This is a genomic window from Stutzerimonas chloritidismutans, from assembly GCF_020783375.1.
GTDB classification, from domain to species: domain Bacteria; phylum Pseudomonadota; class Gammaproteobacteria; order Pseudomonadales; family Pseudomonadaceae; genus Stutzerimonas; species Stutzerimonas kunmingensis.
In genome coordinates this window covers 2590765-2614047 of the sequence record NZ_CP086067.1, presented here as the reverse complement: position 1 = coordinate 2614047, position 23283 = coordinate 2590765, and the positions used below count along the sequence as shown (strand labels likewise).

The 23283-nt window shown below is 57.4% G+C and carries 20 protein-coding genes; 16 read left to right on the top strand and 4 right to left on the bottom strand.

The features are described 5' to 3' along the window. The first annotated feature begins 131 nt into the window (after positions 1 to 131). The 3 genes from zipA to LLJ08_RS12010 all read left to right on the top strand — a co-directional run bounded on the left by zipA (position 132) and on the right by LLJ08_RS12010 (position 4668). The gene (gene zipA / locus LLJ08_RS12020; protein WP_023446294.1) at positions 132 to 953 is read left to right on the top strand and encodes a cell division protein ZipA; all 822 of its coding nucleotides are present in this window, start codon (positions 132 to 134) and stop codon (positions 951 to 953) included. A gap of 303 nt (positions 954 to 1256) precedes the next feature. Continuing rightward, positions 1257 to 3635 carry an NAD-dependent DNA ligase LigA gene (gene ligA / locus LLJ08_RS12015; RefSeq protein WP_228207117.1) on the top strand — a complete coding sequence of 793 codons (2379 nt, stop codon included), beginning with the start codon at positions 1257 to 1259 and terminating at the stop codon, positions 3633 to 3635. A 307-nt stretch (positions 3636 to 3942) separates the two neighbouring features. After that, positions 3943 to 4668, top strand: coding sequence for a class I SAM-dependent methyltransferase (locus tag LLJ08_RS12010; RefSeq protein WP_228207116.1), 726 nt, complete (start codon positions 3943 to 3945; stop codon positions 4666 to 4668). Between the two features lie 28 nt (positions 4669 to 4696). Here LLJ08_RS12010 and LLJ08_RS12005 read toward each other — a convergent pair whose 3' ends face one another. Beyond that, positions 4697 to 6319 carry a tetratricopeptide repeat protein gene (locus LLJ08_RS12005; protein WP_228207115.1) on the bottom strand — a complete coding sequence of 541 codons (1623 nt, stop codon included), beginning with the start codon at positions 6317 to 6319 and terminating at the stop codon, positions 4697 to 4699. A 452-nt stretch (positions 6320 to 6771) separates the two neighbouring features. Between LLJ08_RS12005 and LLJ08_RS12000 the strand changes: the two genes are divergently transcribed. The 5 genes from LLJ08_RS12000 (at position 6772) to fliT (ending at position 11082) form a co-directional block, all read left to right on the top strand. After that, positions 6772 to 8271: a flagellin gene (locus LLJ08_RS12000; RefSeq protein ID WP_228207114.1), complete on the top strand. Its 1500-nt coding sequence runs from the start codon at positions 6772 to 6774 to the stop codon at positions 8269 to 8271. A 74-nt stretch (positions 8272 to 8345) separates the two neighbouring features. Continuing rightward, positions 8346 to 8702 (top strand): flagellar protein FlaG, encoded by a 357-nt coding sequence (locus LLJ08_RS11995; protein WP_228207113.1) that lies wholly within the window; start codon positions 8346 to 8348, stop codon positions 8700 to 8702. A 105-nt stretch (positions 8703 to 8807) separates the two neighbouring features. Continuing rightward, positions 8808 to 10253, top strand: a complete 1446-nt coding sequence (gene fliD, locus LLJ08_RS11990; protein WP_336512811.1) for a flagellar filament capping protein FliD — start codon at positions 8808 to 8810, stop codon at positions 10251 to 10253. A 106-nt stretch (positions 10254 to 10359) separates the two neighbouring features. Beyond that, positions 10360 to 10746 carry a flagellar export chaperone FliS gene (fliS, locus tag LLJ08_RS11985; protein ID WP_228207111.1) on the top strand — a complete coding sequence of 129 codons (387 nt, stop codon included), beginning with the start codon at positions 10360 to 10362 and terminating at the stop codon, positions 10744 to 10746. A 42-nt stretch (positions 10747 to 10788) separates the two neighbouring features. Further along, positions 10789 to 11082: a flagellar protein FliT gene (gene fliT / locus LLJ08_RS11980; RefSeq protein ID WP_228207110.1), complete on the top strand. Its 294-nt coding sequence runs from the start codon at positions 10789 to 10791 to the stop codon at positions 11080 to 11082. Positions 11083 to 11138: 56 nt separating this feature from the next. On the opposite strand, the gene ppnP is transcribed toward fliT, so the two are convergent. Then, positions 11139 to 11420 carry a pyrimidine/purine nucleoside phosphorylase gene (gene ppnP / locus LLJ08_RS11975; protein ID WP_179484315.1) on the bottom strand — a complete coding sequence of 94 codons (282 nt, stop codon included), beginning with the start codon at positions 11418 to 11420 and terminating at the stop codon, positions 11139 to 11141. Positions 11421 to 11497: 77 nt separating this feature from the next. After that, positions 11498 to 11839, bottom strand: coding sequence for a DMT family protein (locus tag LLJ08_RS11970; RefSeq protein WP_003285450.1), 342 nt, complete (start codon positions 11837 to 11839; stop codon positions 11498 to 11500). A 128-nt stretch (positions 11840 to 11967) separates the two neighbouring features. On the opposite strand from LLJ08_RS11970, the gene LLJ08_RS11965 reads away from it, so the two are divergent. Further along, positions 11968 to 12219 carry a YkgJ family cysteine cluster protein gene (locus tag LLJ08_RS11965; RefSeq protein ID WP_228208937.1) on the top strand — a complete coding sequence of 84 codons (252 nt, stop codon included), beginning with the start codon at positions 11968 to 11970 and terminating at the stop codon, positions 12217 to 12219. Positions 12220 to 12471: 252 nt separating this feature from the next. On the opposite strand, the gene gltA is transcribed toward LLJ08_RS11965, so the two are convergent. Beyond that, positions 12472 to 13743 carry a citrate synthase gene (gltA, locus tag LLJ08_RS11960; RefSeq protein WP_003294794.1) on the bottom strand — a complete coding sequence of 424 codons (1272 nt, stop codon included), beginning with the start codon at positions 13741 to 13743 and terminating at the stop codon, positions 12472 to 12474. A gap of 360 nt (positions 13744 to 14103) precedes the next feature. Here gltA and sdhC point away from each other — a divergent pair, with 360 nt between their 5' ends. The 7 genes from sdhC to lpdA all read left to right on the top strand — a co-directional run bounded on the left by sdhC (position 14104) and on the right by lpdA (position 23277). Then, positions 14104 to 14478 carry a succinate dehydrogenase, cytochrome b556 subunit gene (gene sdhC, locus LLJ08_RS11955; protein WP_228207109.1) on the top strand — a complete coding sequence of 125 codons (375 nt, stop codon included), beginning with the start codon at positions 14104 to 14106 and terminating at the stop codon, positions 14476 to 14478. Further along, positions 14472 to 14840, top strand: a complete 369-nt coding sequence (sdhD, locus tag LLJ08_RS11950) for a succinate dehydrogenase, hydrophobic membrane anchor protein (RefSeq protein WP_228207108.1) — start codon at positions 14472 to 14474, stop codon at positions 14838 to 14840. The genes sdhC and sdhD overlap by 7 nt, the downstream gene beginning before the upstream one ends. A gap of 3 nt (positions 14841 to 14843) precedes the next feature. Then, entirely contained in the window at positions 14844 to 16616 is a 1773-nt protein-coding gene (gene sdhA / locus LLJ08_RS11945) for a succinate dehydrogenase flavoprotein subunit (RefSeq protein WP_014820478.1), read from the top strand. A 10-nt stretch (positions 16617 to 16626) separates the two neighbouring features. Then, positions 16627 to 17331 carry a succinate dehydrogenase iron-sulfur subunit gene (locus tag LLJ08_RS11940; protein ID WP_003302396.1) on the top strand — a complete coding sequence of 235 codons (705 nt, stop codon included), beginning with the start codon at positions 16627 to 16629 and terminating at the stop codon, positions 17329 to 17331. A 292-nt stretch (positions 17332 to 17623) separates the two neighbouring features. Then, positions 17624 to 20455, top strand: a complete 2832-nt coding sequence (locus LLJ08_RS11935) for a 2-oxoglutarate dehydrogenase E1 component (RefSeq protein WP_228207107.1) — start codon at positions 17624 to 17626, stop codon at positions 20453 to 20455. Between the two features lie 69 nt (positions 20456 to 20524). Then, complete coding sequence (odhB, locus tag LLJ08_RS11930) at positions 20525 to 21745, top strand: 2-oxoglutarate dehydrogenase complex dihydrolipoyllysine-residue succinyltransferase (protein ID WP_023447232.1); 1221 nt, start codon at positions 20525 to 20527, stop codon at positions 21743 to 21745. 95 nt (positions 21746 to 21840) lie between these two features. Next, on the top strand, positions 21841 to 23277 hold the full coding sequence (gene lpdA / locus LLJ08_RS11925; protein ID WP_045666740.1) for a dihydrolipoyl dehydrogenase: 1437 nt from the start codon (positions 21841 to 21843) through the stop codon (positions 23275 to 23277). The last annotated feature ends 6 nt before the right edge of the window (positions 23278 to 23283 follow it).

Here is a 23283-nt window from a genome sequence, read left to right as displayed (position 1 = left end):
AGAACTACCGCACGGTGCAAAGTTACCGTTCGTCGTGCTAGCTTAGAGCACAATTTTTGCGATGCGCTTGAAGCAGTCCCAAGTGACTGTTCGTTGCGTCTTTATCATCGAATTCAGAGGTTAAAGCATTAATGGATATCGGTCTGCGCGAGTGGCTGATCGTCATCGGCATCATTGTCATTGCCGGCATTCTGTTCGACGGCTGGCGTCGCATGCGCGGTGGCAAGGGTAAGCTGAAATTCAAGCTGGACCGCAGCCTCTCCAACCTTCCCGATGCCGACGATTCTCCGGAGCTTCTAGGCCCGGCGCGTGTGGTTAATCGCGATCATGAGCCTTCTCTGGATGAGGGCGACATGCCGACGATGAGCGCGCGCGAGTCCGGCAAGAAGCGCCGGCAGAACGAACCCTTTCAGGGCGACCTCCAGCTCAACAGCGACGAGCCCGTACCCACGCTGCTCGATCCGGTTGTTGGTGATGACGAGGAAGGGAAAGACCAGCCGCAGAAGGAACTGGCGCCCGTCGAGGAAGTACTCGTCATCAACGTCATTTGCCGTGATCCTCACGGTTTCCGTGGTCCGGCGCTGCTGCAGAACATTCTCGAGAGTGGCCTGCGCTTCGGCGAAATGGATATCTTCCATCGCCACGAAAGCATGGCCGGCAATGGCGAGGTGCTGTTCTCCATGGCCAATGCCGTCAAGCCTGGTACTTTCGACCTGGACGACATCGATCACTTCACCACGCCGGCCGTGAGCTTCTTCCTCGGTCTGCCCGGCCCACGCCATCCCAAGCAGGCTTTCGATGTCATGGTTGCTGCGGCGCGCAAGCTGTCCCAGGAGCTCAATGGCGAGCTGAAGGATGACCAGCGCAGCGTTCTCACCGCCCAGACCATCGAGCACTACCGCCAGCGCATCGTCGAGTTCGAGCGCCGGCAGATGACCATCAAGCAGCGTTGAGTGATATTTGCACCGGGCCTTGCGCCCGGTGTTGTGTGTTAGCAGACGTGGATTGCTCGCGCCGTCTCATGCTCCTGTCTCCAGTGCAGGCATTCCATTGACGGGCGCGCTCCGCCTCTGTCCATCAGTGAGCAGTTTGATTCGGGATGGCTGAGGCCGTCCCGCTGCGCTTCCAGCCTCCGACTAGCCAAAGCCGCGAACCTGCCTTCGATTGCGCATTCGGCTAGAATCCGACGCCTCACTATCAACCAAGGCGCGCTGATACGGTCTGAATCAGCACAGCCCCAGCCACGGCTCCGTCTTATGCCTTCCGCCCAAACCGCCGCCGAGCGCATCGCCGAACTGCGCGGCGAAATTGACGCCCACAATTATCGCTACTACGTGCTCGACGAGCCGAGCGTTCCTGACGCCGAGTACGACCGCCTGTTTAACGAGCTCAAGGCGCTCGAAGCAGAGCACCCGGAACTGGTGACGCCTGAGTCGCCAACCCAGCGGGTTGGAGGAGCGGCGCTCGCGGCATTCGGTCAGGTACGCCACGAAGTGCCGATGCTGAGCCTGGGCAACGCCTTCGATGAGCAGGATCTGCTCGACTTCGATCGTCGTGTGCGCGAAGGACTGGATTTGCCGGCGGGCGACCTGTTCAGCGATGGCGCTGTGGTCGAGTACAGCTGCGAACCCAAGCTGGACGGCCTGGCGGTCAGCCTGCTGTATGAGAACGGCCATCTGGTGCGCGGCGCCACACGGGGTGATGGCAGCACGGGTGAGGACATCAGCGCCAACGTGCGCACCGTACGCAACATTCCATTGAAACTGCATGGCAGTGGCTGGCCTGCGGTACTCGAGGTGCGCGGCGAAATCTACATGCCCAAGGCGGGGTTCGAAGCGCTGAATGCGCGGCAGCTGGAAAGCGGCGGCAAACCCTTCGCCAATCCCCGCAACGCCGCTGCTGGAAGCCTGCGCCAGCTGGATTCGAAGATCACCGCAAGTCGTCCGCTTGAGCTGTGTGCATATGGTGTCGGACGTAGCGACGGCGAGCTGCCGGGCACGCACATCGGTATCCTCGAAGCGCTGAAAAGCTGGGGCCTGCCCATCAGTCGTGAGCTGAAACTGGCCAGGGGCGTGGCCGAATGCCGGGCTTACTACGACGCCATCGGTGAAAAGCGCGACGCGCTGCCGTATGAGATTGACGGTGTGGTGTTCAAGGTCAACGCGGTCGCGCAGCAGCGTGAACTGGGCTTCCGTGCGCGGGAGCCGCGCTGGGCCATCGCACACAAGTTTCCCGCGCGGGAAGAAATCACCGAGCTGCTCGATGTAGAGTTCCAGGTCGGCCGTACCGGCGCGATCACCCCGGTCGCCCGGTTGAAGCCGGTGCAGGTGGCGGGCGTTACGGTTTCCAACGCGACGCTGCACAACATGGACGAAGTGGCGCGCCTGGGCGTGATGATCGGCGATACGGTGATCGTGCGACGTGCAGGCGACGTGATTCCCCAGATTCTCGGCGTAATCGCCGAACGCCGCCCGGCCGACGCGCGCGCCGTGCATGTGCCGGAGCAGTGCCCGGTGTGCGGTTCTGCCGTGGAGCGCACCCAGCTGATCAAGCGCAGCAAGGGGCGTGAGTCGGTGAGCGAAGGCTCGATCTACCGTTGCGTCGGCCGGCTGGCCTGTCAGGCGCAGCTTAAGCAGGCGATCATCCATTTCGTATCGCGCCGAGCGATGGATATCGACGGCCTGGGCGACAAGATCGTCGAGCAGCTGGTCGACAGGGGGTTGGTCAAATCGCCAGCGGATCTCTACTGCCTCACCCATGAGCAGGTCATCGACTTGGAAGGTTTTGCCGAGATATCCACGCGCAACCTGCTCAACGCCATCGACGCCAGCCGCAAACCGAGCCTCGCGCGTTTCGTCTACGCCCTCGGCATACCCGACGTCGGCGAGGAAACCGCCAAGTTGCTGGCACGGGCGCTGGGCTCCTTGGATCGCATAGGTCGAGCGCTGCCCGACGTGCTCGTCTACCTGCCCGATGTCGGCCTGGAAGTCGCTCATGAGATCCACAGCTTCTTCGAGGACGAACATAACCGCACGGTCATTGCGCTGCTGCGTGAGCGTGGCGTAGAACCGCAGGAGGAGGGCGACGTCCATCCGGAATTCGCCGCCTGCGCGACACCGGCCGATCTGCTCGACCGGCTCAATATTCCCTATATCGCCCGCACCGGCGCCCAGCGCCTGGCAGAACGTTTCGGCAGCCTGGACGCGATCATCGCCGCCGATTGGCTCGACCTGCGCCAGGTTGAACGCCTCACCGAAAAGGCCGCACGCTCGCTACGCGATTACTTCGACAAACCTGAAAACACCGAACGCGCCCGCGCTATCGAAGCGCAGTTGCGGGAATTCGGTATGCATTGGGAGAGCGAACGGAAGTCCGCGGAAGGTCTGCCGCTGGCCGGGCAGACCTGGGTGCTGACCGGCACACTCGTAGCAATGAGCCGCGACGAGGGCAAGGCGCGGCTGGAGGCGTTGGGGGCCAAGGTTGCCGGTTCCGTGTCGGCCAAAACGTCCTGCGTGGTGGCGGGGCCTGGCGCGGGTTCGAAGCTTGCTAAGGCAAATGAACTGGAGGTGCCTGTGTGGAATGAAGCGGAGTTTCTTGAGTATCTAGCGATATTGGAAATTCACCTAGTCCAGTAGATGGTCAAGGATGTATAGCTCGATGAGAAAATCTATTTCAACTGATGAAATAGAACTTGGTATGCATCATTGCTGAAAGTCGAGAAGTTTTCCGGCGTTAGATTGTATCAGTGGCCTTGTTGGAGGCGCTAGTTGTTCGTGCAGTGTAAGTTGCACTGCTCTAAAATGTAGGTTTACTGTAATTCATACAGGCATCTGTAAATTTCCTTTCAAATGCGCTAAGGTATCTATGAGATATGATTACAAGTTCGCTATATTTGGATTTTTTGTGGTTTTATCGGATTCTGTTAAGTAGAGGGGGTGAAAGATGGGGGCGATAAAGGAGGTGCGACTTGATTGGGGGCTTCATTCGGCGCTCAAGCTTGTTAGCGATTACCAATTCCAGACTATGCTTGATATCGGTTCTGGCGATGGGCTGCAGAAGAAGTTCTTTGAGATGTTCGGAAAGCGGGTTTTTACAGTTGATTTGAACAAGGATGCTGATTATGTTGGGGACTTCTTGGAGATTGAATTCGATCGTGAGTTTGATGTTATTTGGTGCTCTCATGTCCTTGAGCATCAAAGAAACGTGGGTGTTTTTCTGGAGAAAATTTTCAGTTGCCTGAAAGATGATGGGATTCTGGTAATTGTTGTGCCTGTGCACCCCCGGGAGCGCCTGATAGCCGGCCACCTGACAAGTTGGAATGCCGGGTTGCTATGTTACAACTTGATTCTTGCTGGCTTTGATTGTTCTTCAGCTGCTTTTTTACAGAATTTCGAGCTTGGCTGTATTGTTAGAAAGCGTAAGGCAGATATAGATTCTGCTTATCGGCGCGCAGGGTCCGGTGCTGATATTCAGGGTTTTTATCGACTGGATCCGTTCGAAGTGTTGAAAGGTTTTTTTCCTTTTCCAGTATCTCAAGGGGCGAATGCCGAAATATTGGAGTGTGCCTGGGGCGGGACGAATTACAGATTGCCGCCACCGGTGCATGGGGGCTCATATCGAATAGTGGGCAGGTTCCTGGGGGAGGGAGGAGTGGTTGTAGAGGTCTGAGACCTATCTCTTGAGAAAAGCCCGTATGTCATGGGCTGATCCCGGAAATCAAGTCGACGGCCTCGTCTATGGCGCTCATCCAATTACTTGGGTTTGGGTTGCGAATGAACTTTACGGATGGATACCAATAGCTCTCGTTCTGATCCAACCCCCAGCGCCAATCTGGGTCTGTGGATAACAGGAGATAGGTAGGGGTGCCCAGCGCCCCGGCAAGATGTACGGTCGTATTATCGACTGTAAGCACCAGGTCGAGCGCGGAGATTTGTGCCGCCTGCAGGTCCAGACTCAGCAAGGGGTCGATTTCAGAATCGTGATAAATTTCTAGGCCGAACGTCTCCATAGCTGCTCGATCTTCTAATGTATTTCCATACTGCAAATCAATAAATTGAACGTTTTTAAGCGTTTTTATTGGGTGCATTTCAACAGGGTTTAGGGTGCGTGCATATTTGTTGGTTCCCACGCCCGTGCCGCCACGCCATGAGATACCCACGAGTAGTTTTCCTGGAAAGAGATCTTTATAGGTTTTTCTGATTCTTCTTACCTCTGAGTTAGAGGCTTGAAGGAAGCTTTCTTGTCGAGGGAATTTGCTGGCATCATTACGTAATATCTTGCACAGGCTGCCTGCCGGGATATGGTAATCTGATGTTGGCCATAGCTTTACTATTGGCTTTCCTGTCTTGGAGATTGACTGTGCGATGAAGTTTACCTCTGGCCAGCTTCGGCTAAATAGCGGTACTAGTCGTGCGTTACATTCCCAGGCAATGTGTGGAGTCAATTTGCAGAGGTCTGGCAGTGTGCTGGCAAACATTATCTGATCGCCTATGCCTTGCTCAGTCCAGACAAGCAGTCTCTTCCCTTCGAGTGGCTCACCGTTCCATTCGGGGATATTGAAGTTCTGGATCTGGTTCTCGATGGATTTTGCCCAGCGCCATTCCCAGTGTTCCCAGCCTTTCTGGAGATTTCCAGTTTTCAGCATTAGGTGTGCGAGGCTGTGGTGTGTGTCTATATCTTCAGGGTTGTTTTTCAGTACTTCATAATAATGCGCGATGGCTTGGTTATACTGGCCTAGCTTATTGTGGCTTTGGGCCATTGCATAATGGCCATCTCGTGAATCTGGAAAGCTTTCCAGTACAATTTGGCAGCAGGCGAGGCTTTCGTGAAAGCGGTTCTGGCAGTAATAGATATGTGCCAATATCAGTAACAGTCCGTCTTGGGGTATTGCTTGGAGGGCAGCAGTCTCAAGTGCGGCAGTGATCAGCTCTTCCGCTTCGTTGAAGTATTCCTGTCGAATCAGTGACAGTGCCAGCAACTGACAGCGATGCTGGTTGGGGTGTTGTGAGTGCCAAGTGCGGATTCGCACCAGTTCGTTTTGGAGAATGTCAGCTCGCTGCGCCATGAGAGGGAAGATGAGTGCATCCACTTCATCGCTCTGAGGGAATGCCAAGGCGCGCTGGCAATGTTGCACAGCTTCCTGTTCCCGGCCTTGTCGTTGCAATAGGCAGGCTGCGCGTGCATGGGCAACCGCTGGCTCGGGCATGAGTCGCGTGAGTGCCAGGTAGCCCCGTATCTGCGCATCGAGATTATCTGTTTGCTCGGCCTTTATAAGTGCCTGAATGGTTCGTTGTATCTGCTTGTCGTTCCGGTGAGCCATCTGGGATTCCTGGGCACTAGGAAAATGAGACGTACCATGCAGGAGGTTGAGGGGCTGGCGCAAGCGGCCCGCAAGGTCGGGCATGCTGCACGGTTTATGAGACGACCTCCCTGGTGCCCGCCTGATGCTTCAGGTGTAGGAGGGGCCTTGGCCGCGATAGGGCGGCAACGATTTTTTCGCGGCCAAGGCCCCCCTACAACAGATGTGGGACAGGGTTAAAGTTTACTGCTGAACGATCGAAAACCTTTGCGAGCGGGCTCGTTGGGTCGGGGCCGCCGGTGTCGTACAAGGTATTGGCAGGATGCGCAAATTATTTTCCATCTGCCTCTAAAGCTCCCCGGAACGACGCCGATAAGCTAATCGAATGCGAACTCGATGGGTGCCTGGGCACAGCCGGCCCGGAGTCGCACGCTCAGGCAAACCAAAGTAACCAGCGCCCTTGGAGGCTCATCATGGCTCTTACCGTCAATACCAACATCCCGTCGCTGAATACCCAGCGCAACATCAACAACACGTCCAACTCCCTGAACACCTCCATGCAGCGCCTGTCCACCGGTAGCCGGATCAACAGTGCCAAGGACGATGCCGCGGGCCTGCAGATTTCCAACCGTCTGACCAACCAGATCAGCGGCCTGAACGTGGCGACCCGCAACGCCAACGACGGTATCTCGCTGTCGCAAACTGCGGAAGGTGCCCTGCAGCAATCCACCAACATCCTGCAGCGTATTCGTGACCTGGCAATCCAGTCGGCCAACGGCTCCAACAGCGATGCGGACCGCGCTGCACTGCAGAAGGAAGTGTCTGCTCAGCAGGCCGAGCTGACCCGTATTGCCGAAACCACCACCTTCGGTGGCCGCAAGCTGCTGGATGGTTCGTTTGGTACTTCTAGCTTCCAAGTCGGTTCCAACGCCTACGAAACCATTGATGTCAGCCTGAAGAGCGCTGCTTCCAACAAGATTGGCGCTTTCCAATTGAATAGCGGCGCTAGCAGTGTTACAGCATCGCTTTCGGCTGAGGTCGCTACTGCTGCTACTACTGGGGGATCAGGAACTGCTGTTCCCGCTGCTCCCGCCGCTGCATTTACGGCGCAGACGCTCAATGTAGTAGGCGGCGGTCAAGAAAAAGAAATCGAGATCGAAACCACCGATAGCGCCAAGACCATCGCAGCCAAGTTCGATGGGGCTATCCCCGGCATGACAGCGACTGCTCGCACCGTGTTCACGGCCGAGGTGGATCTCGACACCTCCACTGCCCTGAATTTCGATCTGACAGTGGGCGATGAGACGGTTTCCCTTGTAGGGGTGACCTCGACTGCCGATCTGGCTGACCAGATCAACTCGAATGCCTCGAAGCTGGGTGTGACGGCAAACCTGGACAAAGACGGTGTGCTGACCATCACGTCCAGTACTGGGGAGAATGTTGGATTTGGCGCGGTGAAAGCTCAGGATGGTGTCGCCAACGCTGCCGATGGTGAGATCAAGGTCAAGGTCCAGGGCTCCGATGGGGAGCTTGGTTCTGAGGAGGAACTTGCAGCCGCTGGTGGTACCGTAGTGGGCTACGTTCAGGTCAACTCGCCTACGTCCTATGCGGTGACTGGTACTACTACCGAGCTGTTCTCGGCTGGAAAATCCGAGCTGTCAAATATTGGTAATGTCGATATTTCGACCGCCGCTGGCGCTCAGCAGGCCCTGGCTGTTGTCGACAGTGCCTTGGCTGCTATCGACGCCCAGCGCGCCGACCTCGGTGCGGTGCAGAACCGCTTTGACAACACCATCAACAACCTGCAGAACATCTCGGAAAATGCTTCGGCCGCTCGCAGCCGGATCATGGATACCGACTACGCTGCGGAGACCGCGAACCTGTCGAAGAACCAGGTGCTGCAACAGGCTGGTACCGCCATCCTGGCCCAGGCCAAGCAGCTGCCACAGTCTGTACTGTCGCTGCTCCAGTAAGGCAAAAGCCGTCTGGCTAACAGGGGGAGGGAGTTTAGGCTCCTTCCTCCTTTTTGCGTTGTGAGGTATTAGATATGGAAACGGTAAATCTCACTTCTTTATCGCAGCCAAATACATTTAGGCGCGAGATGCCGTCGCTGAGCCCTAACGCTTCCGGTGAAACTGCGCCGACTGGTGGTGCTAAGGCTAAGGAGCAATCGGTTTCCGCTTCTGAGAGTGCAACCTCGGCAGTGGAGAAGTTCAAGACCATCGTGTATGACCTGCAGCGCAATCTTGATTTCAGCGTGGATGATTCTAGCGGGCAGGTTGTTGTGAAGGTCATGGATGGCGAGTCAGGCAAGCTGATACGCCAGATACCATCCGAGGATCTTTTGCGACTTTCCGAGCGGCTTGAGGACATGCGTAGCTTGCTGTTCAAGGCTGAAGCCTAAGGCACGATTATTGGATGGACTTCCTGAATCGCCAGCTCAGCCTGGCCTTCAGGCAAATTTTTGACGAGGTGGCATATGGCGGGTATCACAGGCATCGGATCCGGTATGGATATCGATGCGATGGTTAAGGCCATTTCATCAGCCGAGCAGGCGCCGAAGGAAGGTCAGCTGAAGCGTCTGGAAGCCAAGACGACTACCCAGCTGACCTCGCTAGGGCAGCTGAAAGGTGCGATCAGCAATTTCCAAACGGCGTTGTCCACCCTCAACAGTCCCTCTTCATTCCTGGCGCGTAAGGCGTCCTCTTCTGAAAGCAATGTGGCAACCGCGACGGCCAGCCAAAGCGCTGTGGCGGGAAGCTATAAGCTGGAAGTCGAAAAACTGGCAAGTAGCAGCAAGGTCGCCTTGGCTGCGATACCTGCTGATGAAGAAACCAAGCTGAACGCGGGCACCTTGAGTATCAAGGTGGGCGGCTCGACCGCACTCGATATCACAGTCGACTCGACTAATAACACGTTGGCGGGCATTCGTGATGCCATAAACAAGGCAGGCGCAAGCGCGGGCGTCAGTGCAACCATCATCACCGACGACCAAGGCTCCCGTCTCGTGTTGAGCAGCAGCAAGACGGGTGATGGCAACGACATTTCCGTCGTGGGGGCGGATGCCGACCCAGCAGAAGGCAACGTTTCGCTCGGAGCATTAACGTATAGCGCCCCCCCTAATTTAGCTGACTACTCTGGAGAAACAGACCCGGCGTATATCGAGGCCAAGGCCACGTATGACGCCCAGATTGCTGACCCGAGCTCGGCCAAGACGCTTGCTGTTGCACAGAGTGCGAAGTTCACAATCGACGGCCTTTCTGTTACCCGAGAGAGCAATAGTGTCGATGATGTGGTCAGTGGCGTCAGTTTTGAGCTCAAGTCTGAGGGTAGCAGTAGCGTGACGATTACTCGCGACGAGGCCGGCGTGCAGGGCAACGTCAAAAAGTTCGTTGATGCTTACAACACCTTAATGAGCCTTATAAATACCGAGACCAAGGTCACCACGGTTACTGAAACCGATGCGCCGGTGACCGGGGCTTTGGTGGGTGATAGCTCTGTTCGTTCGCTGATCAACACCATTCGATCAGAGCTGGTGTCGCCTCAGGGGGAGGGAGCGATACGAGCCTTGGCTGACATGGGCATCACTACCAAGAAAGACGGCACTCTTGAAATGGATGCGGCCAAGGTAAGCAAGGCGATTACTTCGAATTTTGAAGAAGTCGCCGCCTACTTTACTGGGGACAATGGATTAGCGAGCCGCTTAGGTGCTCGGCTGAAGCCCTATACTGATGCTGGCGGAATATTGGAGTCCAGAACGGATGCATTGCAGGGGACTATTGATAAGGTCGACACGCAGAAAGCGGAATTAACAAAGCGGATTGCGGCGCTGGAAGAGCGCTTATATAAGCAGTTCAATGCGATGGATACCCTGGTGGCCCAGCTTACTCGCACAAGCGATAGCCTCACGCAGCTTTTTGACAGCATGCCTGGGTTTGTTACGCAGAAAGATTGATCGGATGGCTGCCAAGGCTTTGCTTTAAGTGTTGGAAAAAGCTGCTAAAGCTCTTTGATTGTTTGTCGATAACTTGAACAGTATCGCTAAACGCTTGGAGCCCACCATGAACGCAATGTCCGCAATGAAGCAGTATCAACGTGTTGGGGTGCAGACTCAGGTTGCTGAGGCTAGTCCCCATCGCTTGATACAGATGCTCATGCAGGGCGGCCTAGACCGCATATATCAGGCCAGGGGTGCCATTCAATTTGGCCGGCTGGCCGAAAAGGGCGAGCTTATCGGCAAGAGTATCTCCATCGTTGGTGGCTTGCGCGAGGCCCTTGATCATGAAGTGGGCGGCGAGATTTCAGCGAATCTTGACCGGCTCTATGAATACATGATCAGGCGGCTGACGGAAGCTAACCGCAACAATGATGCCGATGCGCTTACAGAGGTCGCGGCTTTGCTTCAGGAAGTCAAGGCCGGCTGGGATGGCATTGAGCAGTACGCGTAACATCTAATAGGGTCTTCGGGTCACCCAGGCCAAGGTATTTTTATGACGCTTATCGGCTCCCTCAAGGTGCTTCAGGTCGAGCTCCGTGACGCGCTGTCACGCCGTGATTGGGGTGCAGTCAGCGAGCTTGATCCTCGCTGCCGTGCACTTGTAGCAGAGATAGTTGCGATGGAGTCTTGGGGCGATTCTGAGCTCCGCGATCAGGTTGGTGCGTTGTCTAGTTTGTATGCGGATCTACAACAGGTAGCGAGAGCAGAGCGTGAGCGAATTGCTGGTGAGTTGGCTCAGCTCAATCAGTCGAGGCGGGCGGATCAAGCGTACAAAACACTCGGCTGAAAGCAGCTCAGTGGCGGAAAGTCTCTGGAGACTTTCCGCCTTGCGCCTTGTAATCCTCACCGGTACTCGCACAGATAGGCGGTTTCAACCGTCACCTTCAGCTGAAACTTGCTGTTCGCTGGTACGGTGAACTGGCTGCCGCTGGCGAAGGTTTCCCAGGCGTCGCTACCCGGCAGTTTCACGTCCAGGCTGCCGGCAACTACGTGCATGACTTCCAGTTGGGCGGTGCCGAACTCGTATTCACCTGGCGCCATGACGCCGATCGTGGCCGGGCCTTCAGTCATGTCGAAGGCGATGGATTTGACGGTGCCATCGAAGTACTCATTGACCTTGAACATTTGGATTCCTTTGCAGGGTCGGGAAAAGGGTCGCCAGTATGCCCAAGCGCCAGGCCTGGCGTCACCTGGCAGAAGTGCTAGCTGCGAAAAATGAAGTAGACCGCTCCGACCATGCAAAGCCCTGCCCATAGATAGTCCAGCTTCAATGGCTGCTGCATGTACAGCACGCTGAAGGGCACGAACACCATCAGCGTGATCACCTCCTGCATGATCTTTAGCTGGCCTATCGACAGCTCGGTATAGCCGATGCGGTTAGCCGGCACCATCAGCATGTATTCGAAGAAGGCGATGCCCCAGCTGATCAGTGCGGCGATCAGCCAGGGTTTGCCGTTCAGGCTCTTCAGGTGGCCGTACCAGGCGAAGGTCATGAAGAGGTTGGAGCAGCAGAGTAGGGCGGCGGTTTGCAACCAGACAGGCATGATGGGTGTGGGCTCGAAATGGCGACGCACTAGCGTATTTGCACCTGCGGTCGCCTGCAATGGCGCATCTGGTGTCTTTGCTTTGGCCGGATTATTATCGCGCCCGTTTTTTCACTGAGTGGCAGTTTATGGATTGTCGCCCTGGTTGCGGTGCATGCTGTATCGCGCCCTCCATTAGCTCCTCGATACCTGGCATGCCTCATGGCAAGCGCGCTGGGGAGCGCTGTATTCAATTAAGCGCTGACTTTCTCTGTTTGCTGTTCGGCGATCCGCGGCGGCCGGTTGTCTGCTCGGCTTTTTCGGCGGACCCTGTTTGCTGTGGTGAAACTAGGGGGGATGCGATTCGATTGTTGGGTTGGCTGGAGCAAGCGACTGCGTAGGCAAGTCTGTGCTTGTTAAGTCCAAGATTGCGTATTCAACTGCTCGTCGGGCTATGAGTTGCTGGTTGCGCCGGTATGTCTGCTGAGAGCTGATCAATGACGTCAGGCCGGAAGATCGCTGATTGCGCTCGATGGCCATCGCTTACCTGTGTCAACCTTTAGTGAATCGAATGGAAGGGATAAATATTCAGTCGGCCCAGGGGGAATAAAAAAGGCTGCCCAAGGGCAGCCTTATTTTGCGCTGGTTGTCGCTTAGCGCGGCAGGTCGCGCTTGGTGTGGCCGGTATACAGCTGCCGCGGGCGGCCGATCTTCTGGCCGGAGGCGATCATTTCCTTCCAGTGGGAAATCCAGCCAACAGTACGCGCCAAGGCAAAGATGACGGTGAACATGCTGGTCGGAATGCCGATAGCCTTGAGAATGATGCCCGAGTAGAAGTCCACGTTCGGATACAGGTTGCGCTCGGCGAAGTAAGGATCGTTGAGAGCAATCTCTTCCAGCTTCATGGCCAGATCCAGCTGCGGATCGTTGATGCCCAGCTCGCCCAGCACCTCGTCGCAGGTCTGCTTCATGACCTTTGCGCGCGGGTCGAAGTTCTTGTAGACGCGATGCCCGAAGCCCATCAGCTTGAACGGATCGTTCTTGTCCTTGGCCTTCGCCAGGAATTTCTCGACGTTCGATACGTCGCCGATCTCGTCCAGCATGGTGAGTACGGCTTCGTTCGCGCCGCCGTGTGCCGGTCCCCATAGAGCGGCGATGCCGGCCGCGATACAGGCGAACGGGTTGGCACCGGTGGAGCCGGCGAGGCGTACGGTGGAAGTTGAGGCGTTCTGCTCATGGTCGGCATGCAGGATGAAGATGCGATCCATTGCCTTGGCCAGCACCGGGCTGATCGGTTTGATCTCGCACGGAGTGTTGAACATCATGTGCAGGAAGTTTTCCGAGTAGCTCAGATCGTTGCGCGGATACATCAGCGGCTGACCGATCGAGTACTTGTAGACCATTGCAGCAATGGTCGGCATCTTCGCGACCAGGCGCACCGCGGAAATCTCGCGATGGTGCGGGTCGTTGATGTCTAGGGAGTCGTGGTAGAAGGCAGAGAGTGCGCCGACTACGCCGCACATGATGGCCATGGGGTGAGCGTCACGACGGAAGCCATTAAGGAAGGACTTCAGCTGCTCGTGAACCATGGTGTGGTTCTTCACGGTGCTGACGAACTGTGCCTTCTGCTCGGCGGTAGGCAGTTCGCCGTTCAGCAGCAGGTAGCAGGTTTCCAGGTAGTCGGATTTCTCTGCCAGCTGCTCGATGGGATAGCCGCGGTGCAGCAGGATGCCCTTGTCGCCGTCGATGTAGGTGATCTTGGACTCGCAAGAGGCGGTCGACATGAAGCCGGGATCGAAGGTGAAGTGACCCGTGGAGGTCAGGCTTCGTACGTCTATTACATCAGGCCCTACGGTACCGGTTAAAACGGGCAGTTCGACGGGGGCAGCGCCCTCGATGATCAACTGCGCTTTCTTGTCAGCCATGTATGGCCTCCTGTTTTGTGCTTGGAATCATCATGGCCCCCCACGCAGGGCCCGCATCACTATAGAGTGATAAATCGCAAAGTCAATTTGCGTGAACCCATGCCGTAGAGGGCTCTGCAGGGGGATGCGTACAGCTTGGGTGCACTGTTTACGGCATTTATATAGGGGCTGCTATCAGCCTTTAGTGGCACTTCACCACATTGTCATTAGTGACCTAACTGTTTATACTCGGACACCGACCGGCAGGGGCCTTACAGGCAGTATTCTGTAGGTTGTCACTCGTGGGTAGCGGGTACTGCTGCGTACTCTTCCCAACAACTTTGCCCTGCGCTCTGGGGCTCTCAAGTGTGAAAAAAAGCCGTGAAAAGCCAACGACCTGTAAACCTAGATCTTAGGACAATAAAACTCCCCATCACTGCTTACACGTCGATTCTCCACCGTGTATCCGGTGTCATCCTGTTCGTCGGTGTCGCCTTGCTGCTGCTTGCGCTCGATACCTCGTTGTCTTCGCCAGAAGGCTTTGAGGATGTTCGCGCGTACCTGGGTAGTCCGCTGGCCAAGCTGGTGAGCTGGGCGTTGCTGTCCGCACTGCTGTATCACCTGGTGGCGGGTGTGCGTCACCTGATCATGGACACTGGGCATGGCGAGACGCTGGAAGGCGGCAAGCTGGGCTCGAAAATCGTAATCGCCGTGTCGGCGGTGCTGATCGTTCTGGCGGGAGTGTGGATATGGTAACCAATGTCACCAACTTTTCGCGCTCGGGTCTGTACGACTGGATGGCACAGCGCGTTTCTGCAGTGGTTCTTGCGGCTTATTTTCTGTTCCTGCTTGGGTACCTAATTGCGAACCCGGACTTGGGGTATGCACAGTGGCATGAGCTGTTTTCGGCCAACTGGATGCGGATCTTCAGCCTGTTGGCGCTGGTTGCCCTGAGTGTGCACGCGTGGGTTGGTATGTGGACAATTTCCACTGACTACCTGACCAACATGGCGATCGGCAAGTGGGCTACCGGCGTTCGTTTCCTGTTCCAGGCGGTGTGTGGCATTGCCATGTTCACTTTCTTCGTCTGGGGCGTGCAGATTCTTTGGGGTATCTGATTCATGGCTAACATTCGTACGCTTTCTTTTGACGCCATCATCGTTGGTGGCGGTGGCGCCGGTATGCGCGCGGCGCTGCAGTTGTCCCAGTCCGGTCACAAGACCGCTGTGGTCACCAAGGTTTTTCCGACTCGTTCGCACACCGTTTCCGCTCAGGGTGGCATCACCTGCGCCATCGCTTCGGCCGATCCGAATGATGACTGGCGCTGGCATATGTACGATACCGTCAAGGGTTCCGACTACATCGGTGACCAGGACGCTATCGAGTACATGTGTTCCGTTGGCCCGGAAGCTGTGTTCGAGCTCGAGCACATGGGCCTGCCGTTTTCCCGTACCGAGCAGGGTCGTATCTATCAGCGTCCGTTCGGTGGTCAGTCCAAGGATTTCGGCAAGGGCGGGCAGGCTGCTCGTACCTGCGCTGCCGCCGACCGTACTGGTCATGCACTGCTGCACACTCTCTATCAGGGCAACCTGAAGAACGACACCGTATTCCTCAATGAGTGGTATGCGGTCGATCTGGTTAAGAACCAGGATGGTGCGGTCGTTGGTGTTATCGCCATCTGCATCGAAACCGGTGAAACCGTTTACATTCGTTCGAAGGCCACTGTTCTTGCGACTGGTGGTGCTGGTCGCATCTATGCTTCGACCACCAATGCTCTGATCAACACCGGCGACGGCGTGGGCATGGCGCTGCGCGCAGGCGTGCCGGTTCAAGACATCGAGATGTGGCAGTTCCACCCGACCGGTATTGCCGGCGCGGGTGTGCTGGTAACCGAAGGTTGCCGTGGTGAAGGTGGCTACCTGATCAACAAGCACGGCGAGCGTTTCATGGAACGCTATGCTCCTAATGCGAAAGACCTGGCTGGTCGTGACGTCGTTGCGCGCTCGATGGTCAAGGAAATCCTGGCTGGCAATGGCTGTGGCCCGGATGGTGACCACGTGATGCTGAAGCTGGATCACCTCGGTGAAGAAGTGCTGCACAGCCGCCTGCCGGGCATCTGTGAACTGTCGAAGACCTTTGCGCATGTCGATCCGGTGACCGCTCCGGTACCGGTCGTGCCGACCTGTCACTACATGATGGGTGGTATCGCCACTAATATTCATGGTCAGGCCATCACTCAAGACGCCAATGGTAATGACACCATCATCGATGGCCTGTTCGCAGTAGGCGAAGTGGCTTGTGTATCGGTGCATGGCGCCAACCGCCTGGGCGGCAACTCGCTGCTGGATCTGGTTGTGTTCGGTCGCGCTGCAGGTCTGCACCTGGAGAAAGCGCTGAAGGAAGGTATCGAACATCGCGGTGCCAGCGAAACCGATCTGGACGTCGCCCTGAGCCGTCTTGCCGGTCTCAACGAGCGCACCACTGGTGAAGACGTCGCCCCGCTGCGCAAAGAACTGCAGAACTGCATGCAGAACTACTTCGGTGTATTCCGTACCGGCGAGTACATGCAGAAGGGTATCGCTCAGCTGGTGGACCTGCGTCAGCGTATCGCCAATGTCAAGATCTCGGACAAGAGCCAGGCGTTCAACACCGCGCGCATCGAAGCGCTCGAGCTGCAGAACCTGCTGGAAGTTGCCGAGGCTACTGCTATTGCCGCGGAGAACCGCAAGGAATCCCGTGGCGCGCATGCTCGCGAAGATTTCGAAGAGCGTGATGACGAGAATTGGCTGTGCCACACCCTGTACTTCCCGGGTGACAAGCGCGTTGCCAAGCGTGCCGTGAACTTCGCTCCGAAGACCGTTCCGGCATTCGAGCCCAAGGTTCGGACTTATTGAGGTCGACGATATGTTGCAAGTGAGTGTTTATCGCTACAACCCCGATCAGGACGAAAAGCCGTTCATGCAGGATTTTCAGGTCAATACCGATGGTAAAGATCTGATGGTTCTGGACGTCTTGGCTCTGATCAAGGAACAGGATCAGGGTTTCTCCTATCGTCGCTCCTGCCGCGAAGGCGTGTGTGGCTCCGATGGGATGAACATCAACGGTAAGAACGGTCTGGCTTGCATTACGCCGCTGTCCGCCGTGGTCAAGAACAACAAGCTGGTCGTACGTCCGCTGCCGGGTCTCCCAGTTATTCGTGACTTGGCCGTCGATATGAGCATCTTCTACAAGCAGTACGAGAAAGTGCGTCCGTATCTGATGAACGATACGCCGCCACCGGCTATCGAACGTCTGCAAAGTCCGGAAGATCGCGAGAAGCTGGACGGTCTGTACGAGTGCATCCTGTGCGCTTGCTGCTCGACCAGCTGCCCGTCCTTCTGGTGGAACCCGGACAAGTTCCTCGGTCCGGCCGCGTCGCTGCAGGCTTATCGTTTCCTGGCCGACAGCCGCGACACCGAAACCGAGAACCGTCTGGCAGGTTTGGACGATCCGTTCAGCGTGTTCCGCTGCCGCGGTATCATGAACTGCGTTGACGTTTGTCCGAAGGGATTGAACCCTACCAAGGCAATCGGTCACATACGCAACATGCTGCTGCAGAGCGGCACCTGATGACACCCCGGTCGCGAAAGGTTATGCGCTAGCCTGGAATGGCCGGATTGCGTTACCCGTTACACCTGCGGCGCCGAAGTTGAAGCTCGGCGCCGTAGTTTTAGTAGGAATCCCAGCTCACAAAGCCGGGATTCCACTCTGAAAATTTGATGACCAGCAGGAGCACCCGGCTTGTGCCCGGGAACTATCTGCGCGGTCCGTAGTGGCTTTACCTGAGTCGCTGCTTCAGAACTTGGGAAGTCATGCTGCGGTTTCCACGCTGGTGGTGTCTCCTTATCGAAGGTGACCAGACATGCAAGAAAGCGTAATGCAGCGCATGTGGGACAGTGCCCACCTATCCGGTGGTAACGCTGCCTATGTGGAAGAGCTTTATGAGCTCTACCTGCACGATCCCAACGCTGTGCCCGAAGAGTGGCGCACTTACTTCCAGAAGTTGCCCTCCGGTGGCAGCGCTTCAGCCGATGTATCGCACTCGACTATTCGCGACCACTTCGTCCTGCTGGGCAAGAACCAGCGTCGTGCTCAGCCTGTGTCCGCAGGTAGCGTCAGCAGTGAGCACGAAAAGAAGCAGATCGAAGTCCTGCGCCTGATCCAGGCCTATCGGGTGCGTGGCCATCAGGCAGCACAGCTCGATCCGCTTGGCCTGCAACAGCGCACCGTTCCTGCCGATCTGGCGATCAATAACTACGGTCTGACCGACGCCGACCTCGACACCGTGTTCCGCACCGCCGACCTGGCCATGGTCAACGGACAAGGCACTCTGTGCGAAATCCTGCAGGCGCTGCAAGAAACCTATTGCCGCACCATCGGCGCCGAGTACATGCATATCGTCGATTCCGAGCAGCGCAGCTGGTTCGTTCAGCGCCTGGAAAGCGTGCGTGGCCGCCCGGACTTCTCGCCGGAGATCAAGAGCCATCTGCTCGAGCGCCTGACTGCCGCCGAAGGCCTGGAAAAGTACCTGGGTACCAAGTATCCGGGCACCAAGCGTTTTGGTCTCGAAGGTGGCGAAAGCCTGATTCCGCTGCTTGACGAGATCATCCAGCGTTCTGGCTCTTATGGCACTAAGGAAATCGTAATCGGCATGGCCCACCGTGGCCGCCTGAACGTGCTGGTCAACACCTTTGGCAAGAATCCGCGCGACCTTTTCGACGAGTTCGAAGGCAAGAAGGTCGAGGGCCTGAGTTCAGGTGACGTGAAATATCACCAGGGCTTCTCCTCCAACGTGATGACCCCGGGTGGCGAAATTCACCTGGCCATGGCGTTCAACCCGTCCCACCTCGAAATCGTTTCCCCGGTGGTCGAGGGTTCGGTGCGGGCTCGTCAGGATCGCCGTTGTGATCCGGTCGGCGACAAGGTGCTTCCGGTAACCATCCACGGCGATGCTGCTGTCGCCGGTCAGGGCGTGGTGATGGAAACCTTCCAGATGTCGCAGACCCGTGCTTATCGCACGGGTGGCACCATTCGCATCGTGGTCAACAACCAGGTCGGCTTCACCACCAACAAGCAGGAAGATGCTCGTTCCACCGAGTACGCAACCGATGTGGCGAAGATGATCCAGGCGCCGATCTTCCATGTGAACGCAGATGATCCCGAGGCGGTGCTGTTCGTCACCCAGCTCGCTGTCGACTACCGGATGCAGTTCAAGCGCGACATCGTCATCGACCTGATCTGCTACCGTCGTCGTGGTCACAATGAAGCGGACGAGCCGAGCGGCACTCAGCCGTTGATGTATCAGAAGATCGCCAAGCAGCGCACCACTCGTGAGCTGTACGCCGATTCGCTGATCCAGTCGAAAGTGCTGGACGACGAGCGTGTTCAGGCCAAGATCGACGAGTACCGTACGGCGCTCGACAATGGGCTGCACGTAGTCAAGAGCCTGGTCAAAGAGCCGAATAAAGAACTCTTCGTTGACTGGCGTCCGTATCTGGGTCATGCCTGGACTGCCCGTCATGACACCAGCTTCGATCTGAAGACCTTGCAGGATCTGTCCAACAAGCTGCTGCAGACGCCGGAAGGCTTCGTGGTGCAGCGTCAGGTCTCGAAGATTCTTGAAGATCGCCAGAAGATGGGTGCGGGCGCGCTCACCATCAACTGGGGCTACGCGGAAGTCATGGCGTACGCCACGCTGCTGTTCGAAGGCCACCCGGTACGAATCTCCGGTCAGGACGTCGGCCGCGGCACCTTCTCGCACCGCCATGCTGCGCTGCATAACCAGAAGGACGGCAGTACCTACATTCCGCTGCAGCACCTCTATGAAGGTCAGCCGCGTTTCGATCTGTACGACTCGTTCCTCTCCGAGGAAGCGGTTCTGGCTTTCGAATACGGTTACGCCACCACCATGCCCAACGCGCTTGTCGTGTGGGAAGCGCAGTTCGGCGACTTCGCCAATGGCGCCCAGGTAGTGATCGACCAGTTCATCACCAGCGGTGAGCACAAGTGGGGTCGCCTGTGTGGCCTGACCATGCTGTTGCCACACGGCTATGAGGGGCAGGGCCCGGAACACTCGTCCGCTCGTCTGGAGCGTTACCTGCAGCTGTGCGCCGAGCACAATATCCAGGTTTGCGTGCCGACGACTCCGGCGCAGGTCTATCACATGCTGCGTCGCCAGGCGATTCGCCCGCTGCGCAAGCCGCTGGTTGCGCTGACACCCAAGTCGCTGCTGCGTCATAAGCTTGCGACCTCGACACTGGAAGAGCTCACCCAGGGTTCCTTCCAGACCGTTATCCCGGAAGTCGACGCGATCGATCCGGCGAAGGTCGAGCGTGTAATCATGTGTAGCGGCAAGGTCTACTATGACCTGCTGGACAAGCGTCGTGCCGAAGGCCGCGAAGATATCGCCATCGTACGTATCGAGCAGCTGTATCCGTTCCCGGAAGAGGATCTGGCCGAAGCGCTCGCGCCTTACCAGAATCTCAAGCACATCGTCTGGTGCCAGGAAGAGCCGATGAACCAGGGTGCCTGGTACTGCAGCCAGCATCACATGCGCCGTGTGGCCACCGCACACAAGAAGGAACTGTTCCTTCAGTACGCGGGTCGTGATGCTTCAGCGGCGCCGGCGGTCGGTTACGCCTCCATGCATGCCGAACAGCAGGAAAAACTGCTGCAGGACGCCTTCACCGTTTAACCATTTCGTGCAAGGGGCCGCGATATCGCGGCCTCGATGTAGAAACCGAATCAATAGGACCCCTGAATAATGGCTATCGAGATCAAAGCCCCTACATTCCCGGAATCGGTTGCCGACGGCACCGTTGCCACCTGGCACAAGCAGCCGGGCGACGCGGTCAAGCGTGATGAGCTGATCGTCGACATCGAAACCGACAAGGTGGTGATGGAAGTGCTCGCCGAAGCTGACGGCGTGCTGACCGAGATCGTCAAGAACGAAGGCGATACCGTGCTGAGCGGCGAGCTGCTCGGCAAGCTGGAGGCTGGTGCTACTGCCGCCGCCGCACCTGCGCCGGCTGCTGCCCCGGCTCAAACTGCTGCTCCGGCTGCTGCCGCAACCGCAGGTGAAGAGCCAATCCTGGCTCCTGCTGCGCGCAAGATGGCCGAAGAGAACGGCATCGATCCGAACAGCATCGCCGGTACCGGTAAAGATGGTCGTGTGACCAAGGAAGATGTCGTTGCCGCCGTCGAAGCCAAGAAATCCGCTCCGGCTGCTGCTGCCAAGCCGGCTGCTCCAGCTGCCTCCGCTCCGATCTTCGCCGAAGGCGATCGTGTCGAGAAGCGCGTTCCGATGACCCGCCTGCGTGCGAAGGTCGCCGAGCGTCTGGTCGAAGCGCAATCCTCCATGGCGATGCTGACTACGTTCAACGAAGTCAACATGAAGCCGATCATGGAGCTGCGTTCCAAGTACAAGGACCTGTTCGAGAAGACTCACAACGGCGTGCGCCTGGGCTTCATGTCCTTCTTCGTCAAGGCCGCGGTCGAAGCACTCAAGCGCCAGCCGGGCGTCAACGCTTCCATCGATGGCAATGACATCGTCTACCACGGTTATCAGGATATCGGCGTCGCCGTTTCCAGCGACCGCGGCCTGGTGGTTCCGGTCCTGCGCAACGCCGAGCACATGAGCCTGGCCGAGATCGAAGGCGGCATCAACAACTTCGGCAAGAAGGCCAAGGCCGGCAAGCTGACCATCGAAGAGATGACTGGCGGCACCTTCACCATCTCCAATGGTGGTGTGTTTGGTTCGCTGCTGTCGACGCCGATCGTCAACCCGCCTCAGACCGCCATCCTCGGTATGCACAAGATCCAGGAACGCCCGATGGCCGTTAACGGTCAAGTGGTCATCCTGCCGATGATGTACCTGGCCCTGTCCTATGACCATCGCTTGATCGACGGCAAGGAAGCGGTGACCTTCCTGGTTACCATGAAGGACCTGCTGGAAGACCCGGCCCGTCTGCTGCTGGATATCTGATAGAAACGTCACGGGCTGCAGCTGGCAGGTCAGGTGAAAGCCGGCCGTGCTACCTGCAGCCTTTGGCTTTTAGCTGCTTTTGAAGAGGATTCGTAATGAGCCAGAAATTCGACGTCGTCGTCATCGGTGCCGGCCCTGGCGGCTATGTGGCCGCCATTCGTGCAGCCCAGCTGGGTCTGAAGACCGCATGTATCGAAAAATACCAGGGCAAGGATGGTAAGACCGCTCTGGGCGGCACCTGCCTGAACGTAGGTTGCATTCCTTCCAAGGCGCTGCTGGACAGCTCCTACAAGTTTCATGAAGCCCACGAGAGCTTCAAGGTTCATGGCATCAGCACTGGCGAAGTGGCCATGGACGTTCCGACCATGGTCGCGCGCAAGGACCAGATCGTTAAGAACCTTACCGGTGGGGTTTCGGCTCTGCTGAAGGCCAACGGTGTGACCGTATTCGAAGGCCACGGCAAGCTGCTGGCCGGCAAGCAGGTTGAAGTGACCGGCCTGGACGGCAACGTGCAGACTTTGGCTGCCGAGAACGTCATCCTTGCCTCCGGCTCGACTCCGGTAAACATTCCGCCGGCGCCGGTCGATCAGAACGTCATCGTCGATTCCACCGGCGCACTGGACTTTCAGAGCGTTCCGGGCAAGCTCGGCGTCATCGGTGCTGGCGTGATCGGCCTCGAGCTGGGTTCGGTCTGGGCGCGCCTCGGCGCGGAAGTGACCGTTATCGAAGCCATGGAAAAGTTCCTGCCGGCTGCCGATGAGCAGATCTCCAAGGAAGCGTTCAAGGTTCTTTCCAAGCAGGGTCTGAAGATTCTGCTGGGCGCTCGTCTGACCGGTTCGGAAGTGAAGGGCGATCAAGTGACCGTCAACTTCACCAGCGCCGAAGGCGAGCAGCAGATGACCTTCGACAAGCTGATCGTCGCAGTTGGCCGTCGTCCGGTCACCTCCGAGCTGCTGGCTGCCGATGCTGGTGTCGATATGGATGAGCGCGGTTTCATCTTCGTTGACGACTACTGCGCGACCAGCGTCCCTGGCGTCTACGCCATCGGTGATGTTGTTCGCGGCGCCATGCTGGCCCACAAGGCCTCGGAAGAGGGCGTGATGGTTGCCGAGCGTATCGCTGGTCACAAGACCCAGATGAACTATGACCTGATTCCGTCGGTCATCTACACTCACCCGGAAATCGCATGGGTCGGCAAGTCCGAGCAGGCGCTCAAGGCTGAAGGCGTTGAAGTCAACGTCGGTACCTTCCCGTTCGCTGCCAGCGGACGTGCCATGGCGGCCAACGACACCGCTGGCCTGGTCAAGGTCATCGCCGATGCCAAGACCGACCGCGTGCTGGGCGTTCATGTCATGGGCCCAAGCGCTGCCGAGCTGGTTCAGCAAGGCGCGATCGGCATGGAATTCGGCACCAGTGCCGAAGACCTGGGCATGATGGTGTTCTCGCACCCGACGATGTCCGAAGCGCTGCATGAAGCGGCCTTGGCAGTGAATGGCCACGCCATCCACATCGCCAATCGCAAGAAGCGCTAATCGGCT